General features: G+C 65.2%; 19 protein-coding genes and 1 other RNA gene. 14 read left to right on the top strand and 6 right to left on the bottom strand.

Annotation, left to right across the window (positions count from 1 at the left end; translation table 11 throughout):
- Positions 1 to 589 precede the first annotated feature (589 nt).
- The 3 genes from B5V03_RS22715 (at position 590) to B5V03_RS22705 (ending at position 5204) form a co-directional block, all read left to right on the top strand.
- Positions 590 to 2389: an ABC transporter ATP-binding protein gene (locus B5V03_RS22715; protein ID WP_164988209.1), complete on the top strand. Its 1800-nt coding sequence runs from the start codon at positions 590 to 592 to the stop codon at positions 2387 to 2389.
- Between the two features lie 63 nt (positions 2390 to 2452).
- Positions 2453 to 3859: an MATE family efflux transporter gene (locus B5V03_RS22710; RefSeq protein ID WP_129272614.1), complete on the top strand. Its 1407-nt coding sequence runs from the start codon at positions 2453 to 2455 to the stop codon at positions 3857 to 3859.
- A 70-nt stretch (positions 3860 to 3929) separates the two neighbouring features.
- The gene (locus B5V03_RS22705) at positions 3930 to 5204 is read left to right on the top strand and encodes an O-antigen ligase family protein (protein WP_129272613.1); all 1275 of its coding nucleotides are present in this window, start codon (positions 3930 to 3932) and stop codon (positions 5202 to 5204) included.
- A gap of 369 nt (positions 5205 to 5573) precedes the next feature.
- Here B5V03_RS22705 and B5V03_RS22700 read toward each other — a convergent pair whose 3' ends face one another.
- The 3 genes from B5V03_RS22700 to B5V03_RS22690 all read right to left on the bottom strand — a co-directional run bounded on the left by B5V03_RS22700 (position 5574) and on the right by B5V03_RS22690 (position 8593).
- Entirely contained in the window at positions 5574 to 6542 is a 969-nt protein-coding gene (locus tag B5V03_RS22700) for a Bug family tripartite tricarboxylate transporter substrate binding protein (RefSeq protein ID WP_129272612.1), read from the bottom strand.
- A 102-nt stretch (positions 6543 to 6644) separates the two neighbouring features.
- Entirely contained in the window at positions 6645 to 7727 is a 1083-nt protein-coding gene (locus B5V03_RS22695; RefSeq protein WP_164988208.1) for a helix-turn-helix transcriptional regulator, read from the bottom strand.
- Between the two features lie 122 nt (positions 7728 to 7849).
- The gene (locus B5V03_RS22690) at positions 7850 to 8593 is read right to left on the bottom strand and encodes a sulfite exporter TauE/SafE family protein (protein WP_129272610.1); all 744 of its coding nucleotides are present in this window, start codon (positions 8591 to 8593) and stop codon (positions 7850 to 7852) included.
- A gap of 231 nt (positions 8594 to 8824) precedes the next feature.
- Here B5V03_RS22690 and B5V03_RS22685 point away from each other — a divergent pair, with 231 nt between their 5' ends.
- The gene (locus B5V03_RS22685; protein WP_164988207.1) at positions 8825 to 9085 is read left to right on the top strand and encodes a hypothetical protein; all 261 of its coding nucleotides are present in this window, start codon (positions 8825 to 8827) and stop codon (positions 9083 to 9085) included.
- Position 9086: 1 nt separating this feature from the next.
- Here the strand turns inward: B5V03_RS22685 and B5V03_RS22680 are convergent, their stop codons facing one another.
- Entirely contained in the window at positions 9087 to 10457 is a 1371-nt protein-coding gene (locus tag B5V03_RS22680) for a PLP-dependent aminotransferase family protein (RefSeq protein WP_164988206.1), read from the bottom strand.
- A 49-nt stretch (positions 10458 to 10506) separates the two neighbouring features.
- Here B5V03_RS22680 and B5V03_RS22675 point away from each other — a divergent pair, with 49 nt between their 5' ends.
- Positions 10507 to 10971, top strand: a complete 465-nt coding sequence (locus tag B5V03_RS22675) for a DUF983 domain-containing protein (RefSeq protein WP_164988205.1) — start codon at positions 10507 to 10509, stop codon at positions 10969 to 10971.
- Positions 10972 to 11077: 106 nt separating this feature from the next.
- On the opposite strand, the gene rnpB is transcribed toward B5V03_RS22675, so the two are convergent.
- Positions 11078 to 11508, bottom strand: an RNA gene (gene rnpB / locus B5V03_RS22670) — RNase P RNA component class A.
- 148 nt (positions 11509 to 11656) lie between these two features.
- On the opposite strand from rnpB, the gene B5V03_RS22665 reads away from it, so the two are divergent.
- Together B5V03_RS22665 and B5V03_RS22660 are read left to right on the top strand one after the other, a co-directional pair.
- Complete coding sequence (locus B5V03_RS22665; RefSeq protein ID WP_129272606.1) at positions 11657 to 12010, top strand: YciI family protein; 354 nt, start codon at positions 11657 to 11659, stop codon at positions 12008 to 12010.
- Positions 12011 to 12032: 22 nt separating this feature from the next.
- A complete protein-coding gene (locus tag B5V03_RS22660) occupies positions 12033 to 13265 on the top strand; it encodes an RNA polymerase sigma factor (RefSeq protein WP_129272605.1) in 1233 nt (410 codons plus the stop codon).
- 70 nt (positions 13266 to 13335) lie between these two features.
- On the opposite strand, the gene B5V03_RS22655 is transcribed toward B5V03_RS22660, so the two are convergent.
- Entirely contained in the window at positions 13336 to 14118 is a 783-nt protein-coding gene (locus B5V03_RS22655) for an N-acetylmuramoyl-L-alanine amidase (protein WP_129272604.1), read from the bottom strand.
- A 512-nt stretch (positions 14119 to 14630) separates the two neighbouring features.
- Here B5V03_RS22655 and rsmH point away from each other — a divergent pair.
- The 7 genes from rsmH (at position 14631) to murD (ending at position 23346) form a co-directional block, all read left to right on the top strand.
- Positions 14631 to 15623: a 16S rRNA (cytosine(1402)-N(4))-methyltransferase RsmH gene (rsmH, locus tag B5V03_RS22650; RefSeq protein WP_164988204.1), complete on the top strand. Its 993-nt coding sequence runs from the start codon at positions 14631 to 14633 to the stop codon at positions 15621 to 15623.
- 3 nt (positions 15624 to 15626) lie between these two features.
- Positions 15627 to 16019, top strand: coding sequence for a cell division protein FtsL (gene ftsL, locus B5V03_RS22645; protein WP_011089349.1), 393 nt, complete (start codon positions 15627 to 15629; stop codon positions 16017 to 16019).
- Positions 16016 to 17770 carry a peptidoglycan D,D-transpeptidase FtsI family protein gene (locus tag B5V03_RS22640; RefSeq protein WP_129272602.1) on the top strand — a complete coding sequence of 585 codons (1755 nt, stop codon included), beginning with the start codon at positions 16016 to 16018 and terminating at the stop codon, positions 17768 to 17770. Before ftsL ends, B5V03_RS22640 begins: the two co-directional genes overlap by 4 nt.
- An 81-nt stretch (positions 17771 to 17851) precedes the next feature.
- Positions 17852 to 19309: a UDP-N-acetylmuramoyl-L-alanyl-D-glutamate--2,6-diaminopimelate ligase gene (locus B5V03_RS22635; protein ID WP_129272601.1), complete on the top strand. Its 1458-nt coding sequence runs from the start codon at positions 17852 to 17854 to the stop codon at positions 19307 to 19309.
- Complete coding sequence (locus B5V03_RS22630; RefSeq protein WP_129272600.1) at positions 19306 to 20685, top strand: UDP-N-acetylmuramoyl-tripeptide--D-alanyl-D-alanine ligase; 1380 nt, start codon at positions 19306 to 19308, stop codon at positions 20683 to 20685. The genes B5V03_RS22635 and B5V03_RS22630 overlap by 4 nt, the downstream gene beginning before the upstream one ends.
- 160 nt (positions 20686 to 20845) lie before the next feature.
- Complete coding sequence (gene mraY / locus B5V03_RS22625; RefSeq protein ID WP_129272599.1) at positions 20846 to 21949, top strand: phospho-N-acetylmuramoyl-pentapeptide-transferase; 1104 nt, start codon at positions 20846 to 20848, stop codon at positions 21947 to 21949.
- The gene (murD, locus tag B5V03_RS22620) at positions 21949 to 23346 is read left to right on the top strand and encodes a UDP-N-acetylmuramoyl-L-alanine--D-glutamate ligase (RefSeq protein WP_129272598.1); all 1398 of its coding nucleotides are present in this window, start codon (positions 21949 to 21951) and stop codon (positions 23344 to 23346) included. Before mraY ends, murD begins: the two co-directional genes overlap by 1 nt.
- Positions 23347 to 23397: the final 51 nt, after the last annotated feature.

Raw genomic sequence — 23397 nt, 5'->3', positions numbered from 1 at the left:
CGTCGCTGATCCATTACCGACACCTCGTTCCAGGGCATGGACGGCCTCCCGAATCGACCAATCCAGCCCAGTTTGATGTGTCAGCTATGTCTCCGAACACCTGTCAGTGATCTGTCCGGTCTAAACACTTGACCGGGCGATCCAGTACTCCGAGACGGTCATGGCTCAATCGAGAGGCCGCGGCGTACTGGATTCCCCGCCTTCGCGGGGAATGACAGCGGAGATAGCGGCGACGGTGCGCACCATGGCGCCGCCGCACCAAATTGCAACACTCGTCCGTGATCTCGCGGGAGCCCCGTTGCAAACCGCAAATGACACATCTATAAAGCGCACCTCATTCAATCGAACCGGGAGGGATTTGCATGATTTCGTCGCATTCGCAGATCGCGCTTCCGTGCTCGATGATGTCCTGGCTCGGTATGTGCTCGACCTCCTAGAGGTCCTTTCCGACAGCTTCGATTGGGTTCTGCGTCCCGATCGCCCCGCTTCCCAAGTCAAAATCAGTCTCAAGTGACGCCGTCTCGGCCCTCGCGGCCGGCCTGCGTCCATCGATGGAGCCGGCCTGCGCCAGACGCAGCCGGATGATGCCATGACCGCTCTGTCAAAAAAGCCCGCGGCGATACGCGTGGTGTTGCCCTTTGTGTTCCGACACTGGCTGAACCAGCCGGGGCGTGGCCTGATCGTGGCCGGCGGCCTGCTGGGCGCGACCATCGCTGATCTGTTCATGCCGGTCTTCTCTGGACATTTGGTCGATGCCCTGACCCGCGGCCCGTCGGATCCCGATGCGCGCCATGCCGCCTTGGTCGCCTTCGGCGCCATCGTTGCGCTGGGCGCGGCCTCCGTGGCGCTGAGGTTGATCGGCCTGCAGGCGATCGTGCCGTTCACGCTCAAGATCATGTCGGATGTCGCCCAGGATGCTTTCTCGCGCGTGCAACGCTTCTCGACCGACTGGCACGCCAACTCCTTTGCCGGCTCCACGGTGCGCAAGATCACCCGCGGCATGTGGGCGCTCGACCTGCTCAACGACACCATCCTGATGGCGTTGGCGCCGTCTCTGTTGGTGTTGATCGGCTCCATGGTCCTGATCGGCGTGCACTGGGCGTCGCTCGGCGCGGTGATCGCGGTGGGCGCACTTTTCTACGTCGCTATTACCGTGCTGTTCTCGACGCGCTACATCGCGCCGGCCGCGCGCATCTCCAACGCCTGGGACACCAAGGTCGGCGGCACGCTGGCGGATTCGCTGACCTGCAACGCGGTGGTGAAATCCTTCGGCGCCGAAGCGCGCGAGGATGCGCGGCTCGCCCGCGTCATCAACCGCTGGCGCGTGCGGGTGCGGCGGACCTGGTTTCGCTACAACTACACGGCCATGGCGCAGCTTTCGCTGTTGCTAGCCTTGCGTGCGTCCGTGATTGGCGGCGCCGTGCTGCTGTGGATCTCCGGGCATGCCTCGCCCGGCGACGTCACCTATGTGCTGACGAGCTACTACGTCATCCACGCCTATTTGCGCGACGTCGGCATGCACATCAACAACCTCCAGCGTTCGGTCAACGACATGGACGAGCTGGTGGCGATCCATGACGAGCCGATCGGCATTGCCGATGCCGCCCGTGCGCGGCCGATCGCGATCGAGGGCGGCGAGATCGTGTTCGACGACGTCACGTTCCACTATGGCGGCCATCCTGCGCCGCTGTACGACGGACTGTCGCTGACGATCCGCGCCGGCGAACGCGTCGGTCTGGTCGGCCGCTCCGGCTCCGGCAAGACCACCTTCGTCAAGCTGGTGCAGCGGCTCTACGACGTCACTGATGGCCGCGTGCTGATCGACGGGCAGGACATCGCGCTGGCGACGCAGCAATCGCTGCGCAGCCAGATCGCGATCGTGCAGCAGGAGCCGATCCTGTTTCATCGGACGCTTGCCGAGAACATCGCCTATGGCCGGCCCGGCGCCAGCCTGGAGGCGATCGAGCAGGCGGCGCGGCTCGCCAATGCGCATGACTTCATCCTGCGCCTGCCGAAGGGCTACGGCACGCTCGTCGGCGAGCGCGGCGTGAAGCTGTCGGGTGGCGAGCGCCAGCGCGTGGCGCTGGCGCGCGCCTTCCTGGCCGATGCGCCGGTGCTGATCCTGGACGAGGCGACGTCGAGCCTCGATTCGGAATCGGAGGCGCTGATCCAGCAGGCGATGGAGCGGCTGATGAAGGGCCGTACCTCGATCGTGATCGCGCACCGGCTGTCGACGGTGAGGAGTCTCGATCGGATCCTGGTGTTCGACCGCGGCGAGATCGTCGAGCAAGGCACCCATGCCATGCTCGCGGGCAAGCCGGGGGGAATCTATCGCGGCCTGTTCGAGCGCCAGGTGGTGGAGCTCGGACAGATCGCAGCGGCGGAATGAGGAAGATGGCGCGTGGCATCGGGACGAACGTCCCGACGCCACGCCGCCAGAGGATGGAATGAGATGAAAGACCTGACGAACGGCTCCATTGTGAGACACATCCTGATCATGACGCCGCCGATCATGGCCGGCATGGTCTCGATCATGGTCTGCCAGCCGGTCGATCTGTATTTCGTGTCGGGCCTCGGCGATGCCGCTGTTGCCGGCGTTGCCGCGGCCGGCAACGCAGGCTTTCTGGTCAACGCGCTGCTCCAGGTGCTCGGCGTCGGCACGGTGGCGCTGGTCGCGCATGCCGTGGGACGCAAGGATCGTGCGGACGCCAATCTGATCTTCAACCAGGCGGTCGCGCTGTCGGTGCTGTTCGGCCTGTTGACCCTTGTCGCGGCAGCGGCGCTGTCGCGCCTCTATATGCGTTCGATTGCCGCGGACGAGGCCACGATCGACGCGGGAACCACATATCTGCTGTGGCTGATGCCGGCGCTCGCGCTGGAATTCGTCATGCAAGTGATAGCATCGGCGCTGCGCGCGACCGGCATCGTGCGTCCCGCGATGCTGGTGCGGGTCGTCGCCGTTATCATCAACATCGCGCTGGCGCCGGTGCTGATCTCGGGCTGGGGCACGGGCTATCCGCTCGGCGTCGCCGGCGCGGGGCTGGCGACCTCGATCGCGGTCGCCATCGGCACCCTGATGCTGCTGGTGTATTTCCGCAAGGTCGAGCGTTATGTCGCCTTCAATCCGGCGCAGTGGCGGCCACAGCCGCGCCATCTGATGCGCATCCTCAATGTCGGCCTGCCGGCCGGCGGCGAGTTCGTGATGATGTTCATCTTCATGGGCGTGGTCTATTACGTGTTGAGTGATTTCGGTGCGGCGGCGCAGGCGGGATTCGGCATCGGGCAGCGGATGCTCGGCCTGATCCAGATGCCGGCGCTCGCGGTGGCGCTGGCGGCAGGACCGATTGCCGGCCAGAATTTTGGCGCGGCCAATGGCGCGCGCGTGCGCGAGACTTTCGTCAAGTCGGCGCTGATCACCACTGTCGTGATGGTCGGCTTTTTGCTGCTTGCGCAGTTGAAGCCGGAATTCCTGCTCGCCGGATTCTCCAACGACCAGGAGACGATGACGGTCGCTTACCTGTTCCTGCGGATCATCTCGCTCAACATGGTGGCACAGGGCCTGATCTTCACCTGCTCGAGCATGTTCCAGGGCCTCGGTAACACCAAGCCGGTGCTCGTGAGCTCGGCGACGCGCGTGTTCACCTATTCGCTGCCGGCGATCTGGCTCTCGACGCGGCCGGGTTTCCACATGGAGTATGTCTGGTACCTCTCGATCGCGGCGACCACGCTCCAGGCGGTCTTGAGCCTGTGGCTGCTGCGCCGCGAGTTCGGGAAGCGCCTTGGGACGCCGCTCAAGGAGAAGGCTGTAGAGCCGGCGAGCCCCGAGACGGTCGTGCCTCTCGCCCGCGAGCCCGCGTAGTGCTTGTTCCTTCCCCACGGCTCCGGCTAATTTGCCGGGCGGCGGGGATGGTGGGGCACGGAAGGGCTGAATGACCGGAGTGACGAACGAAGCGCGGCCGGCGTCCATGCTCTCCGCGATCTGGGCGGCGCGCTATCGCACGCCGGCCCGCTTCGTCGCGCTGATCGCGCTGCTGCTGCCATGGACGACGACGGGACTGATCTTTGCGCTGGTGCCCTGGCTGATCGCTTTTGCGTTCGTCGATCTCCAAAAATTTCCGCGTTCGCTGCTTCGTCCGGTCTGCCTGCTGCCGATCGCGCTGGTCGTCCTCGCCGCTGTCGGGACGCTCTGGTCGGATGCGCCCTGGCCGGAGCGGATCCATGCGATCGGGCCGGCGGCAAAGCTGCTGGTGATCCCGCTGCTGATCTACCAGTTCGAGCGCTGGCCCTACGGCCATTGGGTGTTCTCGGCGTTCCTGGCGTCCTGCGCCTTGCTGATGCTGTACTCCTTCGCCGTTGCGATCGACCCCAATGCTTCGCTGAAGCTTTATTTGTCGCGCGGGCCTTACAAGGTCGAAAGCGGAATTGCCGTGCGCAACTATATCGACCAGAGCCAGGAGTTCGCACTCTGTGCCCTCGCGCTGGTCTATCCGATCGTGACGCTGTTCCGCCAGGGCCGCGTCCGTATCGCCGCGCTGTTCGCCGTGCTGGCGATCGGCTTTCTCGCCAACATGATGTTCATTGTGGTGTCGCGCACGGCGCTGGTGACGCTTCCGGTCCTGGTCGTGGTGTTTGCGCTGCTGCATCTGCGCTGGCGTGCGGCGCTCATTGCGGCCGGCGCGATGGCGCTGCTCGCGGCGTCGCTCTGGACCGTCTCGCCGCATCTGCGTGCGACCGTCGCAAAGTTCGGCGGCGACTACGACACCAGTATCGTCGGTAACGATGTCAGCGGCATGGGCTCGCGCCTGGAATATTGGCGCAAGTCAGCGCAATTCATCGCCGCCGCGCCGCTGATCGGCCATGGCACCGGGTCGATCCGCGGCCTGTTCGCAGGCGTGGCTGAAGATGCGGACGTCGATCCCTTGCGCGGCGAGGTCGTCAGCAACCCGCACAATCAGACCCTCAGCGTTGCCGTGCAGTGGGGCGTCGTCGGAATCCTGGTGCTCTACGCGCTGTGGTTTGCGCATCTCCTGATGTTTCGCGGCGAGGGGTTGGCCTGCTGCATCGGCCTGCTGGTCGTGGTGCAGAACATGCTGTCCTCGCTCCTGAACACACACCTGTTCGATTTCACCTCGGGCTGGATCTATGTGCTCGGTGTCGGCGTCGCCGGCGGCATGGCGCTCGCCGTGAAGAAGACGCAGAGCTAGGCCAGTCATCCCACCACGGTCGTTGGCGCGCAGGACCAATATCAGTCGCCACAGATTGATCGGAATGAAAGTGCAGTGGAGAAGAAGGATCGGCGTCAAGTGAAGGCTCGCGGCGTAGACGATGAACACAACATTGCTGCACAGTGCGGCGGTTCGCAAGGCGATCATGTCGTTCATGTAAAAGGTCAGGAGAACGAGACCTGACGCAATGCAGCCGATGAGGTCGGTCGAGGGCATGACAACCCGCTCTCAATCGTGATTGTGCACTTCGGTCACCCCGGGCAGCGACTTTCCTGGCGCGGGAGGACCAGGTGCACGACATGACAGCGCAGACATGCGCAAATTGCGATATTCCATGCCGGGCGCCTGCTACTGGATCGGCGCGATCCCCACCTGCTTGATCAGTTTGGCCCATACCGGAGCTTCGTTCCGGATCAATGTTGCGAACTCGTCCGGCGTGCGCGTCACCACCTCCATACCGAGCGCTACGAACTTTTCCCTTGCAGCGGGGGCAGTAACGGCCTTCAGCGCTTCGTCGTGCAGCATCCCGACGATCTGGGCCGGCGTCCCAGCAGGAGCCATCAAACCAAACCAGGCGCTGGCATCAAAGCCGCTGAAGCCGAGTTCGTCGAGCGTGGGCAGATCGGGCACGGCCGGCGAGCGCCGCAGCGATGTGACCGCCAACGCGTGCAACTGACCGTCGCGGACCAGCGGCAGCACCGAGGCGATACTGCCGAAGAACATGGTGACGCGACCAGCAACGAGATCACTCAACAATGCCGTGCTGTCGCGATACGGCACGTGCTGCATCTTGATGCCCGCCATGGTCTGGAACAGCTCGCCGGCTAGATGGGTCGAGGTGCCGATTCCGGCCGAGGCAAACGTCAGCGCGGTGGGGCTGCGCCGTGCCAACTCGACCAGATCCCGCACGCTTCCGGCCGGAACGTCCTTGTTCAGCACCAGAACGTTCGGCGCGATCGTCACCTGCGCCACCGGGACGAGATCGTGCGCCGGATCATACGGCAGCTTCGCGTAGAGGGAGGGGTTGATGACGATCGCCGCATTGCCCGCCATCAGCAGAGTGGCGCCGTCCGGCGCCGCCTTGGCAACGTGATCTGCAGCGATGTTGCCGCCCGCTCCCAGCATGTTCTCAACCACGACGGGCTTTCCCCAAGCGGCTGTAAAACGTTCGGCCAGGATGCGCGCAGCCACGTCGGGCGCGCTTCCCGGACTGAAGCCCAGCACGATGCGGATCGTGGTTTGCGGATAGGCGGGTTCCGCGCGCAACGGGTGCGCCAGAAACAAAAGCGCCGCCAAAGTGAATGCCAGCCGTGTCATGATCCGTCTCCTGTCAGCGCGAGGGATTGTCCGCGCTGACAGGCCGTTCGTCGTCACCCCAGGGGGTGACGACGACACCAGCCCCCAATGGGGACGGCCGCCTCAGATCGCCGGGCCGAGCGTACCGGCGATCTGAGCGATGGCTCGCACCAGCTCGGTGTGGCCGCGGATTCCGACCTTGGCGTAAATCCGCTTGGCGTGGGTTTTCAGTGTATTCCGGCTGATGCCGAGCGTGGCCGCGACGGTCGACATGTCATTCGCTTGCGCAAGCGCGGTCGCCACCCGCATTTCGGCGGCGGTCAAGCCGTGGCGCGCGGCCAACAATGCGCTCGCCGCATCGTGGGTGCGCGACACGTCGACCAGCAGCGCGATCGCGACAGGGCGCGCCATCGCGTGGTGCGACGGGCGATCGAGCGCATGACCCCTGACCGGTGCCACAGTGACGCCGATGTCCCCGCCGTCGCCCCGTGGCAGGCGGATCGCCCCTCCGGCACCACCGCGTACGGCGTCGCCGACCAGCGCGCGGAACGCGTTGGTGACGGACGGGGGACCGGAGACGTCGGTGCCGGTGTTGAGGTGAAGCGACAGTTCCTCGGCGTGTGCCCGAGCCGTGGCATTGGCGAACAGCACCCGGTGCCCGGCATCGAAAGTGATAATGCCGGTCGACAGTGCATCGAGCGCGTCGCGCTCAGCCTGCGCGGCCGCCCGATAATCGAGCATGCGTAATCGCAGTTCGGAGGCCCGCCGCAAATGCGGAAGCAGCGAATTCAAGACCGCAATGTCTCGTTCGCTGAAGGGCCCCTTCGTCTCGCTACGCTCGATGTTGATCGAGACCTTGAAGTCCGGACGGCTGATCACGTTGACGATCGTGCCGTGCGCGATGTTCTGCGGCCGGAGCACATCGTCGTAAAACGACGTGCGCTTGAGCTGCGCCAGCGCAATCAGGTCGTCGGAGCGTACGACGTGGCCGGCCCTGAATCGGCTCGAGCGCATCCATGGATTGGCGACATGATAGAGTTCATGGCGGCGCTTGCAGTCTGGATCGATCCGGCCGAGTTCGTGGAACGTGTACATCTCACGATTGACGCTGAAGCCGTGGATCAGCGCGCCCGCACTGTCGGTCAGATCAGCAATGCCCTCCAGCACCGCGCTCCAGAGCGATGCGTCGAGCACGGCATCGTACATCGATCCGATAAGCGCTTCTCGCCTATGTTCGAAATCCGTCGACATCGCCAGGCCCTCTGCGGCGGGATCAGGATCGCCGATAAGCAATCAGTGCGCAAGCAGGCCGGTGATGGGGTAGCGCCCTAAAGCGCGCCGATACTGTTCCAGACGAGCGTCAGGCCCGACAGGAACAGCAGGCCGAGCACGATGTCGCCAAAATGCTTGTCGCTCAGCGCGTGATAGACGCGCGCGCCGGCCCATGCGCCGATCAGCGTGCCCGGGAATGCGACGGCTGCGAGCCAGACCACCTTGAACGCGACCAGGCCCGACGCCGTCTGCAACACCAGCGCGGTGGCGAGCACCGTGAAATTGAACAGCTGGAAGATGCCGCGCCGCTCATGCTTGTTCCAGCCGCGGATGTTGGCCCACAGGATCGGCAGCGGCCCGGAGAGGCCCGCAAGTCCGCCCAGGATGCCGCCGGCAAAACCGATGGCGCCGTCGGCGATGCGGCCGCCGAATTTGACGGCGAGCGGTCGCTTGTTCAGATAGAGCGCGCTGGAAAAGATCAGCAGCAGCACGCCGATGCTCAGCTTGAACACTTTTGGATCGGCGGAGGCGACCATCATGATTCCGAGTGGCACGCCGATCAGCCCGCCGATCAGGAACGGCCACACCAGCGACAGATCAAAACTCTTCCACATCGACGGCAGCGTCGAGGTTTGCGCGATCACCGAGCAGATCAACACCAGCGGCACCGCAAGCGAGGGCGGCAGCACGTAGAGCCAGATCCCGAGCGCCATCAGCGCCGTGCCGAATCCGGCCAGCCCCGAGACGAAGCCGCCGGCCAAGGCGCCGAACAGCAGCAGCGCGTAGGTGAGCGTTTCCACCAATCATTTCCTGTCGTTAGCGGCGATGCCAAACGGTTGATCGCCACCTGGTGCCGACTTGGCGCATAGCACAGATGCGGCAGGGAAGGTCAATTTCAAAACCGCACGCAAGCGTGATCCAGAAGCGCGGGCGTTCGCGGAGGACGCACTTACATGACGCTCGTACAGCAATTTGGGGGACCTGCCGGACATCATGCCGCCCCGTCCCTGATGAGATGATGGAGTATGACCATGATCCGCGTGAACATTGCAATTGCGGCCGCACTGTTATCGGCCGCCGCCCTGATGCCGACATTGGCGCAGGCGCAGCTTTCCGAGCCCGCGGCGTATCAGGCCGCCCATCCCGACCGCGATGTGCTCAATGGCGGCCAACTGACGCCCGCGGGGCGCGCGGCCCGCGGCGAGACAGCGGCACCGAGCGAGGCCTATGCGGCCTATCCGTCAGCCGTTGCGCCGGCTGGGCGCTCGCGCCATCGCCGTCACCACCAATGATCTAGACGATTTGTCTCGTGTCGGCGGGCCTGCGCAGCGCGCCGACGAGGATGCGCAGCGCTTCCGTCAGTTCGGCCCTGTTGCGCGCTGCGCCGAGTGAGACGCGCGCCGCATGCGGCGGTGTTCCGTCCACGGCGAAGGCACCGCCGGCGACGACCGCGAGTCCATTCCGCAACAGATGCGCCGCGACGTCGGGCCGGCCTTCCGGCAGCCGCAGCCAGAGATGATGTGCAGCCGGCTTGGCCAGGAACTGAAAGCCTTTCAGTGCCCGCTGCGCGAGCTGCTGGCGGCCGATCGCTTCGCTGCGGATCGCGGTGATGATGCGATCGGCGATGCCGGTCTCGATCCAGTGCGTCACCAGCGCAACCATCAGCGGCGCCGGCATCTGCACGGTGGCCTGCAAGCAGGTTCTCATGTCCTGCTGTGCAGCGTTGTCGGGCGTCACGAGATAAGCGACGCGCAGCGCCGGGGCGATGCATTTTGACAGCGTGGTCGCGAGATAAGCCCGCTCCGGAATGAGGTTGGCGATCGGCGAGGCCGAACGGTCGAGCAGCCCGTAGGCGTCGTCCTCGATCAGAACAGTATCGGCATCGCGAATGATCTTTGCGATCGCGCCGCGCCGCTCGGCGGACAACGTCGCTGTCGTCGGATTGTGCAACGTCGGAATCAGATAGACGGCCTTTGGCTTGTGCGTGCGGCAGGCCTTCGCCAATGCATCGGGCAGGATGCCGCCGTCATCCATGGCGACACCGACGAGCCTGACACCGAGCTGCGCTGCGGCCGCCTTGATGCCGGGGAAGGTGACGGCCTCCGTGAGGACGATGTCGCCGGGACGCGCGAGATAAGCGAGCAGGTTGAACAGGATTGTCTGTGCGCCTGGGAAGATCACGAGCCTGTCGGCATGCGCGTGCGGGACGCGTGCACGCATCCAGCGCGCCGCGACCTCGCGCTCGTGCGCGCTGCCGCCGGGCGGCTGGTAGTTCAGGAACGCGGTCAGCCCCGATTGCGCGCGAAGGGCTTCCAACCCTGCCATGATGCGCTCGTCGAGCTGCGCTTCCAGCGGATGCGGCGGCACGTTCATCGAGAGGTCGATCGCCACGGGATGCGGCAGGTCGACCGCGCGGCGCGCGCTGGTCTCGGACACGAACGAGCCCTGGCCGACGCGCGCTTCCATGATGCCGCGGCGCCGCGCCTCGGTGTAGGCGCGCGTCACCGTGGTGAGATCGATGCCGAGCGCTTTTGCGAGCGCGCGCTGCGTCGGCAGTTGCTGTCCCCGCACCAGCCGGCCGGCAGCGATATCGGCCTCCATGGCATCCACGATGCGTTGATACCGCGGCCCTGATAGCTCCGAGATTGTAGGAGTCCAATCCATGCAATTTAGGCCCATATCCTTTGAATGTATGGATGCAAGATATTATTGTATGGATCGGCGAAAAGGAAGAGGTGCTGTGATGGCAACCGGTTCAGTCTCTCTCTCGAAGGCGATGTGGCGTGGTTTTCTGGGCAAGTGCCCGAACTGCGGCGAAGGACATATGTTCGGCCGCTTCCTGAAGGTCGCGGACGCCTGCGACCATTGCGGCGAGGAGCTGTTCCACCAGCGCGCCGATGACTTCCCGGCCTATCTGGTGATGGTCGTGGTCGGCCATCTCGTGGTGCCCGCGATCCTCGCGGTCGAGACTGCCTATGCGCCGGCCGTCTGGCTGCAACTGGCGGTGTGGCTGCCGGTGACGTTGTTTGCCTCGCTCGCGCTGCTGCAGCCGACCAAGGGCGCCATCGTCGGCCTGCAATGGCAGATCGGCATGCACGGCTTCGAAGCGGGCAAACTGCGGCGCGAGGCTGATCAGCTTGCACCCGTCTTCGTGAAGGCAGACACGCGCGTGGCTTAAATGGTGAGGGGTCCGATGCGCTAGCATCGAACCCCTCGTTGCTTCCTTAGTAAGACGCGCTGTCTTCACGCGAACCGGAACACCACTTCGCTCGAAAGCGCTTTAGAATATCAGCCGGCCTGTAAGCCGGGTTCTGTAAGGCACCGTCCGCTTGCGCGAACGATACGTGACGGCCATTCCTCTGGGGCCATGTTTGCACATGGCCTCGAGCAACCTACCCGGACGGCGGGCCTGACATCGCCCCGCGGCGTTATCGCTTGCGCGAACAGCCCGCTACGCCGTCCCTATTCGGTTTTGCTCCCGGTGGGGTTTACCATGCCGGCTTCGTTGCCGAAGCCGCGGTGCGCTCTTACCGCACCTTTTCACCCTTACCTGCCTATGCAGCTTGCGCTGCAAAGGCGGGCGGTTCGTTCTCTGTGGCACTTTCCCTGGGGTTGCCCCCGCCGGACGTTATCCGGCACCGTATGTCAAGGGAGCCCGGACTTTCCTCCCCGGCGGCCTTTCGGCACTTGCCGGAGCGGCCGTCCGGCCGACTGACGGCTTACGCATGGGCATTTGTGACGGTTTCGTCAAGCCGATATCGCCGCGCACGCGGCCTGCAAATAATTTATCCTGAAGATGTCGTTTGGCGGCGGGCTCGTTCGACTGGATGTCGGCGACACAGCCGAACAACAGGAGTTGAGCGATGCAGTATCTGCTGATGATCTATCAGAACGAAGTCGAATACGCGAAGCACGACGCTGCCACGGTCCAGAAGATGACGGCCGAATATCAGACTTTTACTCAAGACATCATCCAGAGCGGCAATTTCAAGGCCGGTGATCGGCTCCGGCCGACCACGACCGCGACGACGGTGCGCGTGCGCGACGGCAAGATGCTGGCGACCGACGGGCCGTTTGCGGAGACGCGCGAACAGCTCGGCGGCTACTATCTGGTCGAGGCCAAGGATCTCAATGCTGCGATCGAGATCGCGGCGCGCATTCCGAGCGCGCGCATCGGGTCGATCGAGGTGCGGCCGATCTGGGTGTACGACAAGTGACGGCCAGGCTCCATATCGACGCATGAATCCGGGCGAGATCGACAAGATTTTTCGCGACGAGGCGGGGCGGGCGCTGGCCACGCTGATCCGCCTCGTCGGTGATTTCGATCTCGCCGAGGAGGCGCTCCAGGATGCTTTTGCGGTCGCGCTGGAGCGCTGGCCGGCGTGCGAGATACCGGACAATCCGCGCGCCTGGCTGGTCAATGTCGCCAAGCATAAGGTGATCGACCGCATCCGCCGCCAGGCCGTTTTCCGCGGCAAGCAGCAGGCGCTGATGCACGAGCTGGAGCTGAACGCGCAAGCGCCCGACGAGCCGCCGGCGATGCTCGACGACGACATGCTGCGGCTGATCTTCACCTGCTGCCATCCCGCGTTCGCGCCCGAGGTTCAGGTCGCGCTGACGCTGCGCACCGTCTGCGGGCTCTCGGCCGCGCAGGTCGCGCGCGCCTTCCTCGTCAGCGAAGAGGCGATGGCGCAGCGCCTCGTCCGCGCCAAGCAGAAGATCAGGCTCGCCGGCATTCCCTATGAAGTGCCCGAGCGCGATGCGCTGGTACCGCGGCTCGATGGCGTGCTCGCCGTGATCTATCTCGTTTTCACCGAAGGCTATGTCGCGACATCAGGCGCGGATTTGATGCGGCCCGATCTCGCGGTCGAGGCAATCAGGCTTGGTCGCTTGCTCGACCGGCTGATGCCGGATCGCGCCGGTATCAAGGGCCTGCTGGCGTTGATGCTGCTTCATGACGCGCGGCGCGCCGGCCGCGAGACTGCGGCCGGCGACATCGTGCTGCTGGAAGAACAGGACCGCACGCTCTGGGACCGCGCGCAGATCGACGAGGGGCTGCGCCTGGTGGACGATGCGCTGCGCCTGCCCGGCCTGCCGCAGCCCTATGTCGTGCAGGCCGCGATCGCCGCGCTGCACGCGCGGGCGCCAAGCTATGAACAAACCGACTGGCCGCAGATCGCCGGGCTCTACGAGGTGCTGTTGCGCATCAACCCATCGCCGGTGATCGAGCTCAACCACGCTGCGGCGGTGTCGATGGTGGACGGGCCGGGACGCGCACTCGATCTCGTCGATGCGACCGCCGCGCGCGGGGGCCTGCGTGGCTATGAACTGTTGCCCGCAGTGCGCGCGGATCTGCTGCGACGACTCGGCAGGAAGAAAGAAGCGCGCGAGGCGTATGTTGCCGCGACGGAGGCGACGCAGCTCGAGCCGTTGCGGAGACTGTATGCGCGAAGAGTGAGGGAGATGGGGTAGGGCTGCATCTGCGTCGTCATTGCTTCGTCGCAAGTGCTCCTCGCAATGACGGAGTGGGCGGCCTACGCCATCACTTCGAAGCGACGACCGTCGCATCGGCCGGCAAGCTCGCCAGCAGCGCCTGCAAGGTCGACAGCGTCGAATGATCCGCGACGCCATCGAGGCGCGCCGGGCGGAAATGGCGCTGGAAGGCGGTGACGACTTCCATCGTCGCGGCGTCGTATTTGCCGGTCAGCGGCACGCCATAGCCGTATCGGGCGAGCGCCTGCTGCAGGCTCAGCACCTCGTCGCTGATGGTGCCGAGCATCAGGCTCTCGCCGCGCACGACTGGCGCCGGCGTCACCCAATGTCCGACGCCGGAATTGGCCAGCGAGTGCCACGGAAATTTTTCGCCGGGGTCCTTCTTGCGCGCCGGCGCGACGTCGGAATGGCCGAGCACCCGGTGCGCCGGCACCTTGCGGCGGAGCATGATGCCGCGGCACAGCGCGATCACGGCTGCGATTTGGCGCAGCGGAAACTCCGGATAGCCCCAGTCGTGACCGCGATTGACGATCTCGATGCCGATCGAGCAGGAATTGATGTCGTCCTCGCCGGCCCAGGCCGAGATGCCGGCGTGCCAGGCGCGCCTCGCCTCCGGCACGCATTGCACGATGCGGCCGTCCTCCAGCACGACATAATGAGCCGACACTTCGGTGCCCGCCGTGCACAGCCGCGCCAGCGCACCCTCGACATCGGGCATGCCGGTGTAGTGCACCACGATCATGTCGGGCTGCCGTCCCCTGTTGCGCTCGCCATGGTTCGGCGAAGGGATGATGTCGGAGACGGTCGAGGAATCCGGCTCGAACGTCCGCATGTTCGCCGCGGCCTTGGGAACCGGGAGAACGCGTTGACGCTTCGAATCAGTTCCAGATGGCGTGGACGAACCGGGCGACATAAGAAGCTCAAGTCGGACAGGAGGGTGGGCCAAGCCCTTCTCTTTACTATTCCTTTACCCTCCGTTGTGCGCAATCGCGCGTCGCGGTTAACGGATGCATTTTGGGCCGGGTGTGTGGATGGGGCATCACCAGGGCGTCACCTTTTCGACTTGTAACGAGCCGATCAACGCTTTCTTAACGCTAAGGGCCGTTACTGAGAGATGAAGAGCCGACCCGCGTCCGGAGGCGGCCAAAGCGTATTTTGGCTCGAAATCCCATGGCTGCCCGACAAATTCCAACGGGAATACTGGGTTGGCGGCCCGGGACGACCGGGCTCGGGTACCATGATGGGCAGGGGTTGGGTCGTGGAACCGGTGCGACGCGGAACTATTCGAGGCGTTATGAGCTCGCTCGTCCGCGATCTCGCATGTGCGTTCGGCGGGCGTTACGCATGAGCTCGGCTGTTCCGCACATCCCCGTCCTCGGCCGCGAGGCCGTTGACTACCTCGCGCCGCGCGCGGGTGGCATCTATGTCGATGCCACCTTCGGCGCCGGCGGCTACAGCCGCGCCATCCTCGACGTGCCGGGAACCCAACTCATTGCCATTGATCGCGACCGCACCGCCATCGCAGGCGGCGCCGAGCTGGTCGAACGCTCCGCGGGCCGGCTGACACTGGTCGAGGACCGCTTCTCCAATCTCGCCGAGGTCTGTGCGGCGCAAGGCGTCGATGGCGTTGACGGTGTCGTGATGGACGTCGGCGTGTCCTCGATGCAGCTCGACCAGGCTGGCCGCGGATTTTCGTTTCGTCTCGACGGTCCGCTCGACATGCGGATGGGGCAGGCGGGACCGACCGCGGCCGACGTGGTCGCGCGTGCCTCGGAAGGCGATCTCGCCGACATCATCTATCTCCTCGGCGAGGAGCGGCATTCGCGGCGTATCGCCCGCGCCGTCGTCGCGGACCGCGGGGAGACGCCATTCACGACCACGCGTGCGCTCGCCGATCTCGTCGGTCGGGTGGTTCGTTCCAAGCCCGGTGATATTCATCCGGCGACGCGGACGTTCCAGGCCCTGCGCATCTTCGTCAACGAGGAGCTCGAGGAACTTCAGACCGCGCTGGCCGCGGCCGAGCGCGTGCTCAAGCCCGGCGGCCGGCTCGTGGTGGTCTCGTTCCATTCGCTGGAAGACCGCATCGTCAAGAATTTCCTGAGCGAACGTTCGAAGACCGGCGGCGGCTCGCGGCATCTGCCGGAAGTGGCGCAAACCGCTCCAAGCTTCCAGCTGCTGACGCGGCGGCCTGTCATTGCCGGCGACGAGGAAGTCACAAACAATCCGCGCGCCCGTTCCGCAAAGCTGCGCGCCGCCGAGCGCACCGACGCGCCCGCGCATCATGACGATGAACAGTCGCCCTGGCCAAAACTCTCCGACGTGATGAGGGGCGGCTAGCGCATGCGCTTCATCCACCTCCTCGTCATCGGCGCGCTGATTTTTGCGGCGGCCTATGTCTACCGGATCAAGATGGATTCCACGGCGCGCACCGAGAAGGTGCTGCGGCTGCATGCGGAGATCCGCGAGCAGCGCGATGCGATCGCATCACTGCGCTCCGAATGGGCCAAGCTCGATGCGCCCTTGCGTCTGCAAGGCTTGTCCGAGCGGCATCTGCCGCTCAAGCCGGTCAACGGCACGCAATATGACTCGCTGAAGAATTTGCCGGAGCGTCCGCCGCGGATGTTCAGGCCGGGCGAGCCCGACCCGATCGGGGCCATGCTCAACACCATCGAAGCCGCAAGCGACCCAGACACCGTGACGGGCTCCGTGCCTCAGCCCGAGGACAAGCAATGAGCGCTCCGACCCCGGCCAAACCTGTAGAGAAGCCGAATGAGCCTTGGCGCCAGCGGCTGATCCGCAGCCTGCTCTACGGGCGCAACGTCGATCGCGCCGCGAAGGCGCGCGCGCGCGTTGGCCTTGCGATGCTTGCCTTCGCCTCGGTCTACGCCCTGATCGGCGGCCGGCTCGTGATGTTCGCGATCGGCGCCGACGCCCACGGTGCGCGCCGTGCGGCCTCGCAAGAGGTGGTAGCGACCGCGCGCCCCGACATCGTCGACCGCAACGGCGCCATCCTTGCGACCGACGTCAAGGCGGCGAGCCTGTTCGGCGAGCCGCGCCGCATCATCGACAAGGACGAGGCGATCGAGCTTCTGACCGCCACGGTGCCCGACCTCGACGAGGTCGAAGTGCGCGAGCGTCTTTCGGGGCGAAAGGGATTCGTCTGGCTCAAGCGCGAGATCACGGCGAAGCAGCAGCAGGACATCCACAAGCTCGGAATTCCCGGCATCGGCTTTCTGCGTGAGAACAAGCGCGTCTACCCGACCGGCAACGAGGTCGCCCACCTCATTGGTCTGGTCAATATCGACAACCAGGGCATCGCCGGTATGGAGAAGTGGCTCGACAATCAAGGGCTCGCCGATCTCCACCGCGCCGGCTTTGCCACCGACCGGCTGCAAAAGCCGATCGAGCTCTCGGTCGATTTGCGCGTCGAGCACGCGCTGCGCGACGAGCTCTTGAAGGCCAAGGAGAAGTACCACACCAAGGCCGCCTCCGGCATTGTCTCGAATGTCAAGACGGGCGAGATCGTGGCGATGGTCTCGCTTCCGGATTTCGATCCCAACAATCCGAAGGAAGCGCACGACCCCGACCGCATCAACCGCCTGACCACGGGCGTCTACGAGATGGGCTCGACCTTCAAGGCGTTCACGCTGGCGATGGCGCTCGATTCCGGCAAGATCAACCTGAACTCGATGTGGGATGCACGGGGAAACCTGCACTACGGCAAGTTCACCATCCACGACAGTCATTCGCTCGGACGTTTCATCAACACCAAGGAAGTGTTCTATTACTCCTCCAACATCGGCGCTGCGCGGATCGCGCTCGGCCAGGGCGTCGAGGCGCACAAGGCGTTCCTGGCCAAAATGGGCCAGTTGACGCGGCTGCGCACCGAGCTGCCGGAAAGCGCGGCTCCGCTGATCCCGCGCCGCTGGGGCGAGCTGAACACCGTAACCATTGCGTTCGGCCAGGGCATGTCGGTAGCGCCGCTGCAAGCCGTGATGGGGATCAACGCGCTGGTGAACGGCGGCTATCTGATTCCGCCGACCTTCATGAAGCGAACCGAATCCGAAGCGGCGGCGATGGCCAAGCGCGTGGTCAAGACGGAGACCAGCGACAAGATGCGGTTCCTGATGCGCCTCAATGCCGAGATCGGCACCGCCAAGACCGCCGACGTCAAGGGCTACTATGTCGGCGGCAAGACCGGCACGTCCGAAAAGGTCATCAACGGCCGCTATGCCAAGAAGCGCGTGCTCAACTCGTTCACTGCCATCATGCCCTGCGACGATCCGAAATATCAGATCCTGATCATGCTGGACGAGCCGCAGCCGTTGCCGGAAACGCACGGTTTTATCACGTCGGGCTTTAATGCTGTGCCGACGGGGGGCAAGGTGATCGCCCGTATCGCTCCGCTTTTGGGCGTCGAGCCGCGGTTCGACCTGCCGCCTGCGGACCGCCTTATTCTTGCAGCATCCAGGACAACCCAGTAATTCCTAGGGTACTGCCCTTGAGTCGGTGTTCCCCGGGCCTTGGCCTGAGGTATTCCGGCGCGGCTTGTCGACTGGAAGGCCATGAAACTCTCCGATCTCCTTGGCAATGATGCCGCCCTCGACCCCGCGCTCGGGGCGATCGAGGTGACCGGGATTGCGCTCGACAGTCGCGCGGTGAAGCCGGGCGACCTTTTCTTCGCTCTCGCCGGCAGCAAGACCGACGGCGCGCGCTTCATCGACGCCGCAATTGCCGCAGGCGCCGTGGCGGTCGTCGGCGACCACGCACCCCCGGGCAGCGGGGTGCCGTTCGTCACGGTGGCCAATCCGCGTCGCGCGCTGGCGCTGGCTGCGGCAAAATTCTTCCCCGCGCAGCCCGCGACGATCGCCGCGGTGACCGGTACCAGCGGCAAGACCTCGGTCGCGGCGTTCACGCGCCAGATCTGGGAGCGGCTGGGGCGTGCCTCCGCCAGCATCGGCACCATCGGCCTCGTCTCGCCCAAGCGCACGGTGTACGGCTCGCTGACGACGCCGGATCCGGTCGCGCTGCACCGGCAGCTCGATGAGATCGCGCGCGAGGGCGTCACGCATCTCGCCTTCGAGGCGTCCTCGCACGGGCTCGACCAATATCGTCTCGACGGCGTGCGCGTCTCGGCCGGGGGCTTCACCAATCTGTCGCGCGACCACATGGATTACCATCCGACCGTTGCGCATTACCTCGCTGCCAAACTCAGGCTGTTTCGCGAACTCGTACCGCCCGGCGGCGCCGCGGTGATCTCGGCCGATCATGAGTGCTCGGCCGAAGCGGTCAATGTCGCAAAGGCACGCGGTCTGCGCGTGATGGCGGTGGGCCGTAACGGCGACGGAACAGGCGAGGGCATCCGGCTGGTCAATGCCGAGGTCTCAGGCTTCGCTCAAGAGCTTTCGCTCGTACATCGCGACAGGGCCTATGCGGTCCGGCTGCCGCTGGTCGGCGAATTTCAGATCGAGAACGCGCTGGTGTCGGCCGGTCTTGCTATCGGCACCGGGAGCGATGCGGCAAAAGTGTTTGCGGGCCTCGAGCATCTCGAAGGCGCCAAGGGCCGGCTCGAGCGTGTCGGCGAGCATAACGGCGCGCCTGTTTTCGTAGACTATGCGCACAAGCCCGATGCATTGGCCAAAGCGTTGCAGGCGCTGCGCCCCTACGCCAAGCGCAGGCTCATCGTCGTGTTCGGCGCCGGCGGCGATCGTGACGCCGGCAAGCGCCCGATCATGGGCGAGATCGCGGCCGACAACGCCGACGGCATCATCATCACAGACGACAATCCGCGCAGCGAAAAGCCGGAAGCCATCCGCGCCGCGATCCTCGCAACCGCCAAGGGCGCCCGCGAGATCGGCGACCGTGCGGCTGCGATCCGCACCGCGATCGAGGAATTGCAGGAGGGCGATGCGCTGCTCGTCGCCGGCAAGGGCCACGAGACCGGGCAGATCGTAGGCCACGAGGTGCTGCCCTTCAGTGATCACGAGGCGGTCGCCGCCGCACTAGCATCGAGGGTCGCATGAGCGCGCCGATATGGACGGTGGCCGACGTGGCGCGCGCGCTGGGCGCGGCCGGATCGTTCCCCGACACGCCGATCGACTTCGTCACCCAGGACAGCCGGCTGGTGAAACCGGGCAGCCTGTTCGTCGCGCTGAGCGGCACGCCGAGCGGCGGCTTCATCTCGGCCTTCGCCAGTGCGCGCGACGGCTGGGAGTTCGCGGACAAGGCGGAAGCCTCCGGCGCGGTGGCGATGATCGTGCCGCACGAGATCGCGGGCATCCGCATTCCCCAGATCGTCGTGAAGGACACGCTGATCGACGGCCTCTGGGGCCTCGCGCGCGCCGCCCGCGCGCGCTTCAAGGGGCCCGTGATCGGCCTCACCGGCAGCGCCGGCAAGACCAGCACCAAGGAATTCCTGGCCGCTTATCCCAACGCTTATGCGAGCCCGTCGAGCTTCAACAATTTCTGGGGCGTGCCGCTGACGCTGTGCAATGCGCGGCCCGATGCCAGCCTCTGGGTCGTCGAGATGGGTATGAACCAAACCGGTGAGATTGCGCGGCTCAGCGAATTGACCCGGCCGACGGTCGCGCTTGTCGTCAACGTCCAGCCGGTGCATCTGGAAAAGCTCGGCTCGCTCGAAGCCATCCGCCGCGAGAAAGTATCGATCGCGCTCGGCCTGCCCGGGGACGGCGTGCTGGTTCTGCCTGCCGGGCTCAAGGCGTCCGAATGGAAGGGCAAGGTCGTGCGCTTCGGCGAGCGTGCCGAGGTGCACGAGGTCAAGCACGCGCCGCATGGCGAGAGCTGGCAGGTCGTGGCCGCGATCGGCAAGAAGGAGATTGCCTTCAGCCTGACGCCGGGCGCGCCGCACCGCGTGCAGAATGCGCTGGCCGCGCTCGCTTCAGTTCATGCCGCGCATCTCGACGTCGCGACGCTTGCGATCAAGCTCGACCGTGTCGGCATCATGACCGGCCGCGGCGTCGAGCAGGCGGTCGGCGGCGTCACCGTGATCGACGACAGCTTTAACGGCAATCCGGCCAGCGTGGCTGCTGCACTGCAAAGCCTCCAGGCCCGCAACATCAGCGGCGGCCGCCGCATTGCGGTGCTGGGCGACATGCTGGAGCTGGGCGACGACGCGCCCAGTTATCACACCGGTCTCGCCAAGCATCTCGACGGCATCGACGGCATCTATTGCGTCGGCCCCCTGATGCGCCATCTCTATGACGTGCTGCCATCAGGCAAGGGCTTGGGCTGGCACGACGATCCCGCGACGCTTAAAGCCAGCGAGGTCGCGAACCTGCTGAAGGCAGGCGATGTCGTGGTTGTCAAGGGCAGCAAGAAGATGTTCTGGGTCAACAAGTTTGTGCCGGGCCTAGTGGCCGCCTTGCAGGCAAAGGCGTAAACTGCTTGGAAGGCGCTGTTCCCGAATCCCACCTTTTGCGGCGCGGGGCGTTTTCCCAGAGGTCGCCCGACCCCATGATGAAGACCAGCGAATGCGCGTGAGGCACGGTGGCAAGGCCAAAATCAGAGGCCGCGTGCAAAGGCGCCATAGGACCGTCTGAATGTTTTACTGGCTGATCGAGCTCTCCAACACATTTCCGGGCTTAGGTGCCGTTCGCACCGCCCTCAACGTCTTCCGCTACATCACCTTCCGCACCGGCGGCGCCGTCGTCACCGGCGCGCTGTTCGTGTTCCTGTTCGGCCCCTGGATCATCGACCACTTACGCATCCGGCAGGGCAAGGGCCAGCCGATCCGGGCCGACGGTCCGCAATCGCATCTCGCCAAGAAGGGCACGCCCACCATGGGCGGGCTGATGATCCTGTCCGGCCTCACGGTTGGCACCGTGCTGTGGGCCAATCCGCTCAACCCCTATGTCTGGATCGTGCTGGCGGTGACGCTCGGCTTCGGCTTCGTCGGTTTCTATGACGATTACCTCAAGGTGACCAAGCAGACCACGACCGGGTTCGGGAGCAAGCTTCGCCTGCTGATCGAGGCCGCGATTGCCCTGGTTGCCTGCTACGCGCTGGTGCGGCTGAACCGCGATCCCGCATCGACCGCGCTGACGATTCCGTTCCTCAAGGACACCGTGCTGCATTTTGGCTGGTTCTTCGTGGTGTTCGGCGCCTTCGTCATCGTCGGCGCCGGCAATGCGGTGAACCTCACCGACGGTCTCGACGGCTTGGCAATCGTGCCGGTGATGATCGCGACCGCGAGCTTTGCGATGATCGCCTATCTCGCCGGCAACGCGGTGTTCGCCGACTATCTCCAGATCAAATATGTCGCGGGCACCGGCGAACTTGCCGTACTCTGCGGCGCGCTGCTGGGCGCCGGTCTCGGATTTCTCTGGTTCAACGCCCCACCCGCTTCGATCTTCATGGGCGACACCGGGTCGCTCGCGCTTGGCGGCATGCTCGGTGCGATCGCGGTCGCGGTAAAGCACGAGATCGTGCTCGCGGTGATCGGCGGCCTGTTCGTGCTGGAGGCGGTCTCCGTCATCGTGCAGGTGGTGTCGTTCAAGATGACTGGAAAACGCATCTTCCGGATGGCGCCGATTCATCACCATTTCGAGCAGCTCGGCTGGACCGAGCCGCAGATCGTGATCCGGTTCTGGATCATCTCGGTGATGCTGGCGCTGGCCGGCCTGTCGACGCTGAAGCTGCGCTGATGATCCCGGTCACCTCCTTCGCCGGCAAGACGGTCGCGGTGTTCGGCCTCGGCGGCTCGGGGCTCGCCTCCTGCCACGCGCTGAAGGCCGGTGGCGCCGAGGTGATCGCCGCCGACGACAATGCCGAGAACGTCGCCAAGGCCGCGCAGGCTGGCTTCATCACCGCCGATTTGCGCAACGTCTCCTGGGCGAATTTCGCAGCCCTCGTGCTCGCGCCGGGCGTGCCGCTGACCCATCCGGTGCCGCATTGGAGCGTGCTGAAGGCGCGCGAGGCGGGCTGCGAGGTGATTGGTGACATCGAGCTGTTCTGCCGCGAGCGGCGGCGGCATGCGCCGAACGCGCCGTTCGTCGCGATCACCGGCACCAACGGCAAGTCGACCACGACGGCGCTGATTGCGCACCTCACAAAAGTTGCGGGCTACGACACCCAGATGGGCGGCAATATCGGCACAGCGATCCTGTCGCTGGAGCCGCCGCGCATGGGCCGCGTCCACGTCATCGAGATGTCGTCCTATCAGATCGACCTCACGCCCTCGCTCGATCCCTCCGTCGGCATTTTGCTCAATGTCAGCGAGGATCACATCGACCGTCACGGCACCATCGCGCACTACGCCGCAGTGAAGGAGCGCCTCGTTGCAGGCGTGCAGGCCGGCGGCACCTCGATCGTCGGCGTCGATGACGGTTTCTGCCGTGACATCGCCGACCGGCTCGACCGCGTCGGCAAGAACGTGGTGCGCATCTCCGTCAAGAATCCGCTGGCGAGCGGCATCCATGTCGAGCACGGCACCATTGTGCGCACCGCGGGCGGCGCGAGGAGCGAGGTCGCAAAGCTCGGCGGCATCGGTTCGCTGCGCGGCCAGCACAACGCGCAGAACGCGGCCTGCGCGGCTGGTGCCGCCCTCGCGATGGGTATCAGCCTCGACGTGCTCCAGAACGGCCTGCGCAGCTTTCCCGGCCTTGCGCATCGCATGGAGCAGGTCGGCCGCCGCGGCAATGTGCTGTTCGTCAACGATTCCAAGGGCACCAACGCCGACGCCACCGCGCATGCGCTGTCGTCCTTTGCCGACATCTTCTGGATCGCCGGCGGCAAGCCGAAGGCAGGCGGCATCACTGGCCTGACCGGTTTCTTCCCGCGCATCCGAAAAGCCTATCTGATCGGCGAGGCGGCACAGGAGTTTTCCGACACGCTCGGCGCAGTCGCGCACGAGATTAGCCAGACCCTCGATGTCGCGGTCGAGCACGCCGCGCGCGATGCGGAAGCCTCAGGCCTTACTGACGCAGTCGTGCTGCTGTCGCCGGCCTGCGCCTCCTTCGACCAGTACCGCAACTTCGAAATCCGCGGCACCAAGTTTCGAGATCTGGTGCAGGCGCTGCCGGGTGTGAAGCCGGTGGTCTAGTCCGCACTCCCTCGGCGAACTCCGCTGTCATCGTCCGCGAAGGCGGACGAT

The organism is Bradyrhizobium betae (genome assembly GCF_004123905.1).
GTDB lineage: Bacteria > Pseudomonadota > Alphaproteobacteria > Rhizobiales > Xanthobacteraceae > Bradyrhizobium > Bradyrhizobium betae_A.
Note: the sequence above shows the minus strand (reverse complement) of the source record. Positions and strands in the feature narration are given on the sequence as shown.

What these genes read in the sequence shown, in the direction of transcription:
- B5V03_RS22715 (WP_164988209.1), top strand. Translation starts at nt 590, where the DNA reads ATGACCGCTCTGTCAAAAAAGCCCGCGGCGATACGCGTGGTGTTGCCC.
- B5V03_RS22710 (WP_129272614.1), top strand. Translation starts at nt 2,453, where the DNA reads ATGAAAGACCTGACGAACGGCTCCATTGTGAGACACATCCTGATCATG.
- B5V03_RS22705 (WP_129272613.1), top strand. Translation starts at nt 3,930, where the DNA reads ATGACCGGAGTGACGAACGAAGCGCGGCCGGCGTCCATGCTCTCCGCG.
- B5V03_RS22700 (WP_129272612.1), bottom strand. Translation starts at nt 6,542, where the DNA reads ATGACACGGCTGGCATTCACTTTGGCGGCGCTTTTGTTTCTGGCGCAC.
- B5V03_RS22695 (WP_164988208.1), bottom strand. Translation starts at nt 7,727, where the DNA reads ATGTACGATGCCGTGCTCGACGCATCGCTCTGGAGCGCGGTGCTGGAG.
- B5V03_RS22685 (WP_164988207.1), top strand. Translation starts at nt 8,825, where the DNA reads ATGATCCGCGTGAACATTGCAATTGCGGCCGCACTGTTATCGGCCGCC.
- B5V03_RS22680 (WP_164988206.1), bottom strand. Translation starts at nt 10,457, where the DNA reads ATGGATTGGACTCCTACAATCTCGGAGCTATCAGGGCCGCGGTATCAA.
- B5V03_RS22675 (WP_164988205.1), top strand. Translation starts at nt 10,507, where the DNA reads ATGGATCGGCGAAAAGGAAGAGGTGCTGTGATGGCAACCGGTTCAGTC.
- B5V03_RS22665 (WP_129272606.1), top strand. Translation starts at nt 11,657, where the DNA reads ATGCAGTATCTGCTGATGATCTATCAGAACGAAGTCGAATACGCGAAG.
- B5V03_RS22660 (WP_129272605.1), top strand. Translation starts at nt 12,033, where the DNA reads ATGAATCCGGGCGAGATCGACAAGATTTTTCGCGACGAGGCGGGGCGG.
- B5V03_RS22655 (WP_129272604.1), bottom strand. Translation starts at nt 14,118, where the DNA reads ATGCGGACGTTCGAGCCGGATTCCTCGACCGTCTCCGACATCATCCCT.
- rsmH (WP_164988204.1), top strand. Translation starts at nt 14,631, where the DNA reads ATGAGCTCGGCTGTTCCGCACATCCCCGTCCTCGGCCGCGAGGCCGTT.
- ftsL (WP_011089349.1), top strand. Translation starts at nt 15,627, where the DNA reads ATGCGCTTCATCCACCTCCTCGTCATCGGCGCGCTGATTTTTGCGGCG.
- B5V03_RS22640 (WP_129272602.1), top strand. Translation starts at nt 16,016, where the DNA reads ATGAGCGCTCCGACCCCGGCCAAACCTGTAGAGAAGCCGAATGAGCCT.
- B5V03_RS22635 (WP_129272601.1), top strand. Translation starts at nt 17,852, where the DNA reads ATGAAACTCTCCGATCTCCTTGGCAATGATGCCGCCCTCGACCCCGCG.
- B5V03_RS22630 (WP_129272600.1), top strand. Translation starts at nt 19,306, where the DNA reads ATGAGCGCGCCGATATGGACGGTGGCCGACGTGGCGCGCGCGCTGGGC.
- mraY (WP_129272599.1), top strand. Translation starts at nt 20,846, where the DNA reads ATGTTTTACTGGCTGATCGAGCTCTCCAACACATTTCCGGGCTTAGGT.
- murD (WP_129272598.1), top strand. Translation starts at nt 21,949, where the DNA reads ATGATCCCGGTCACCTCCTTCGCCGGCAAGACGGTCGCGGTGTTCGGC.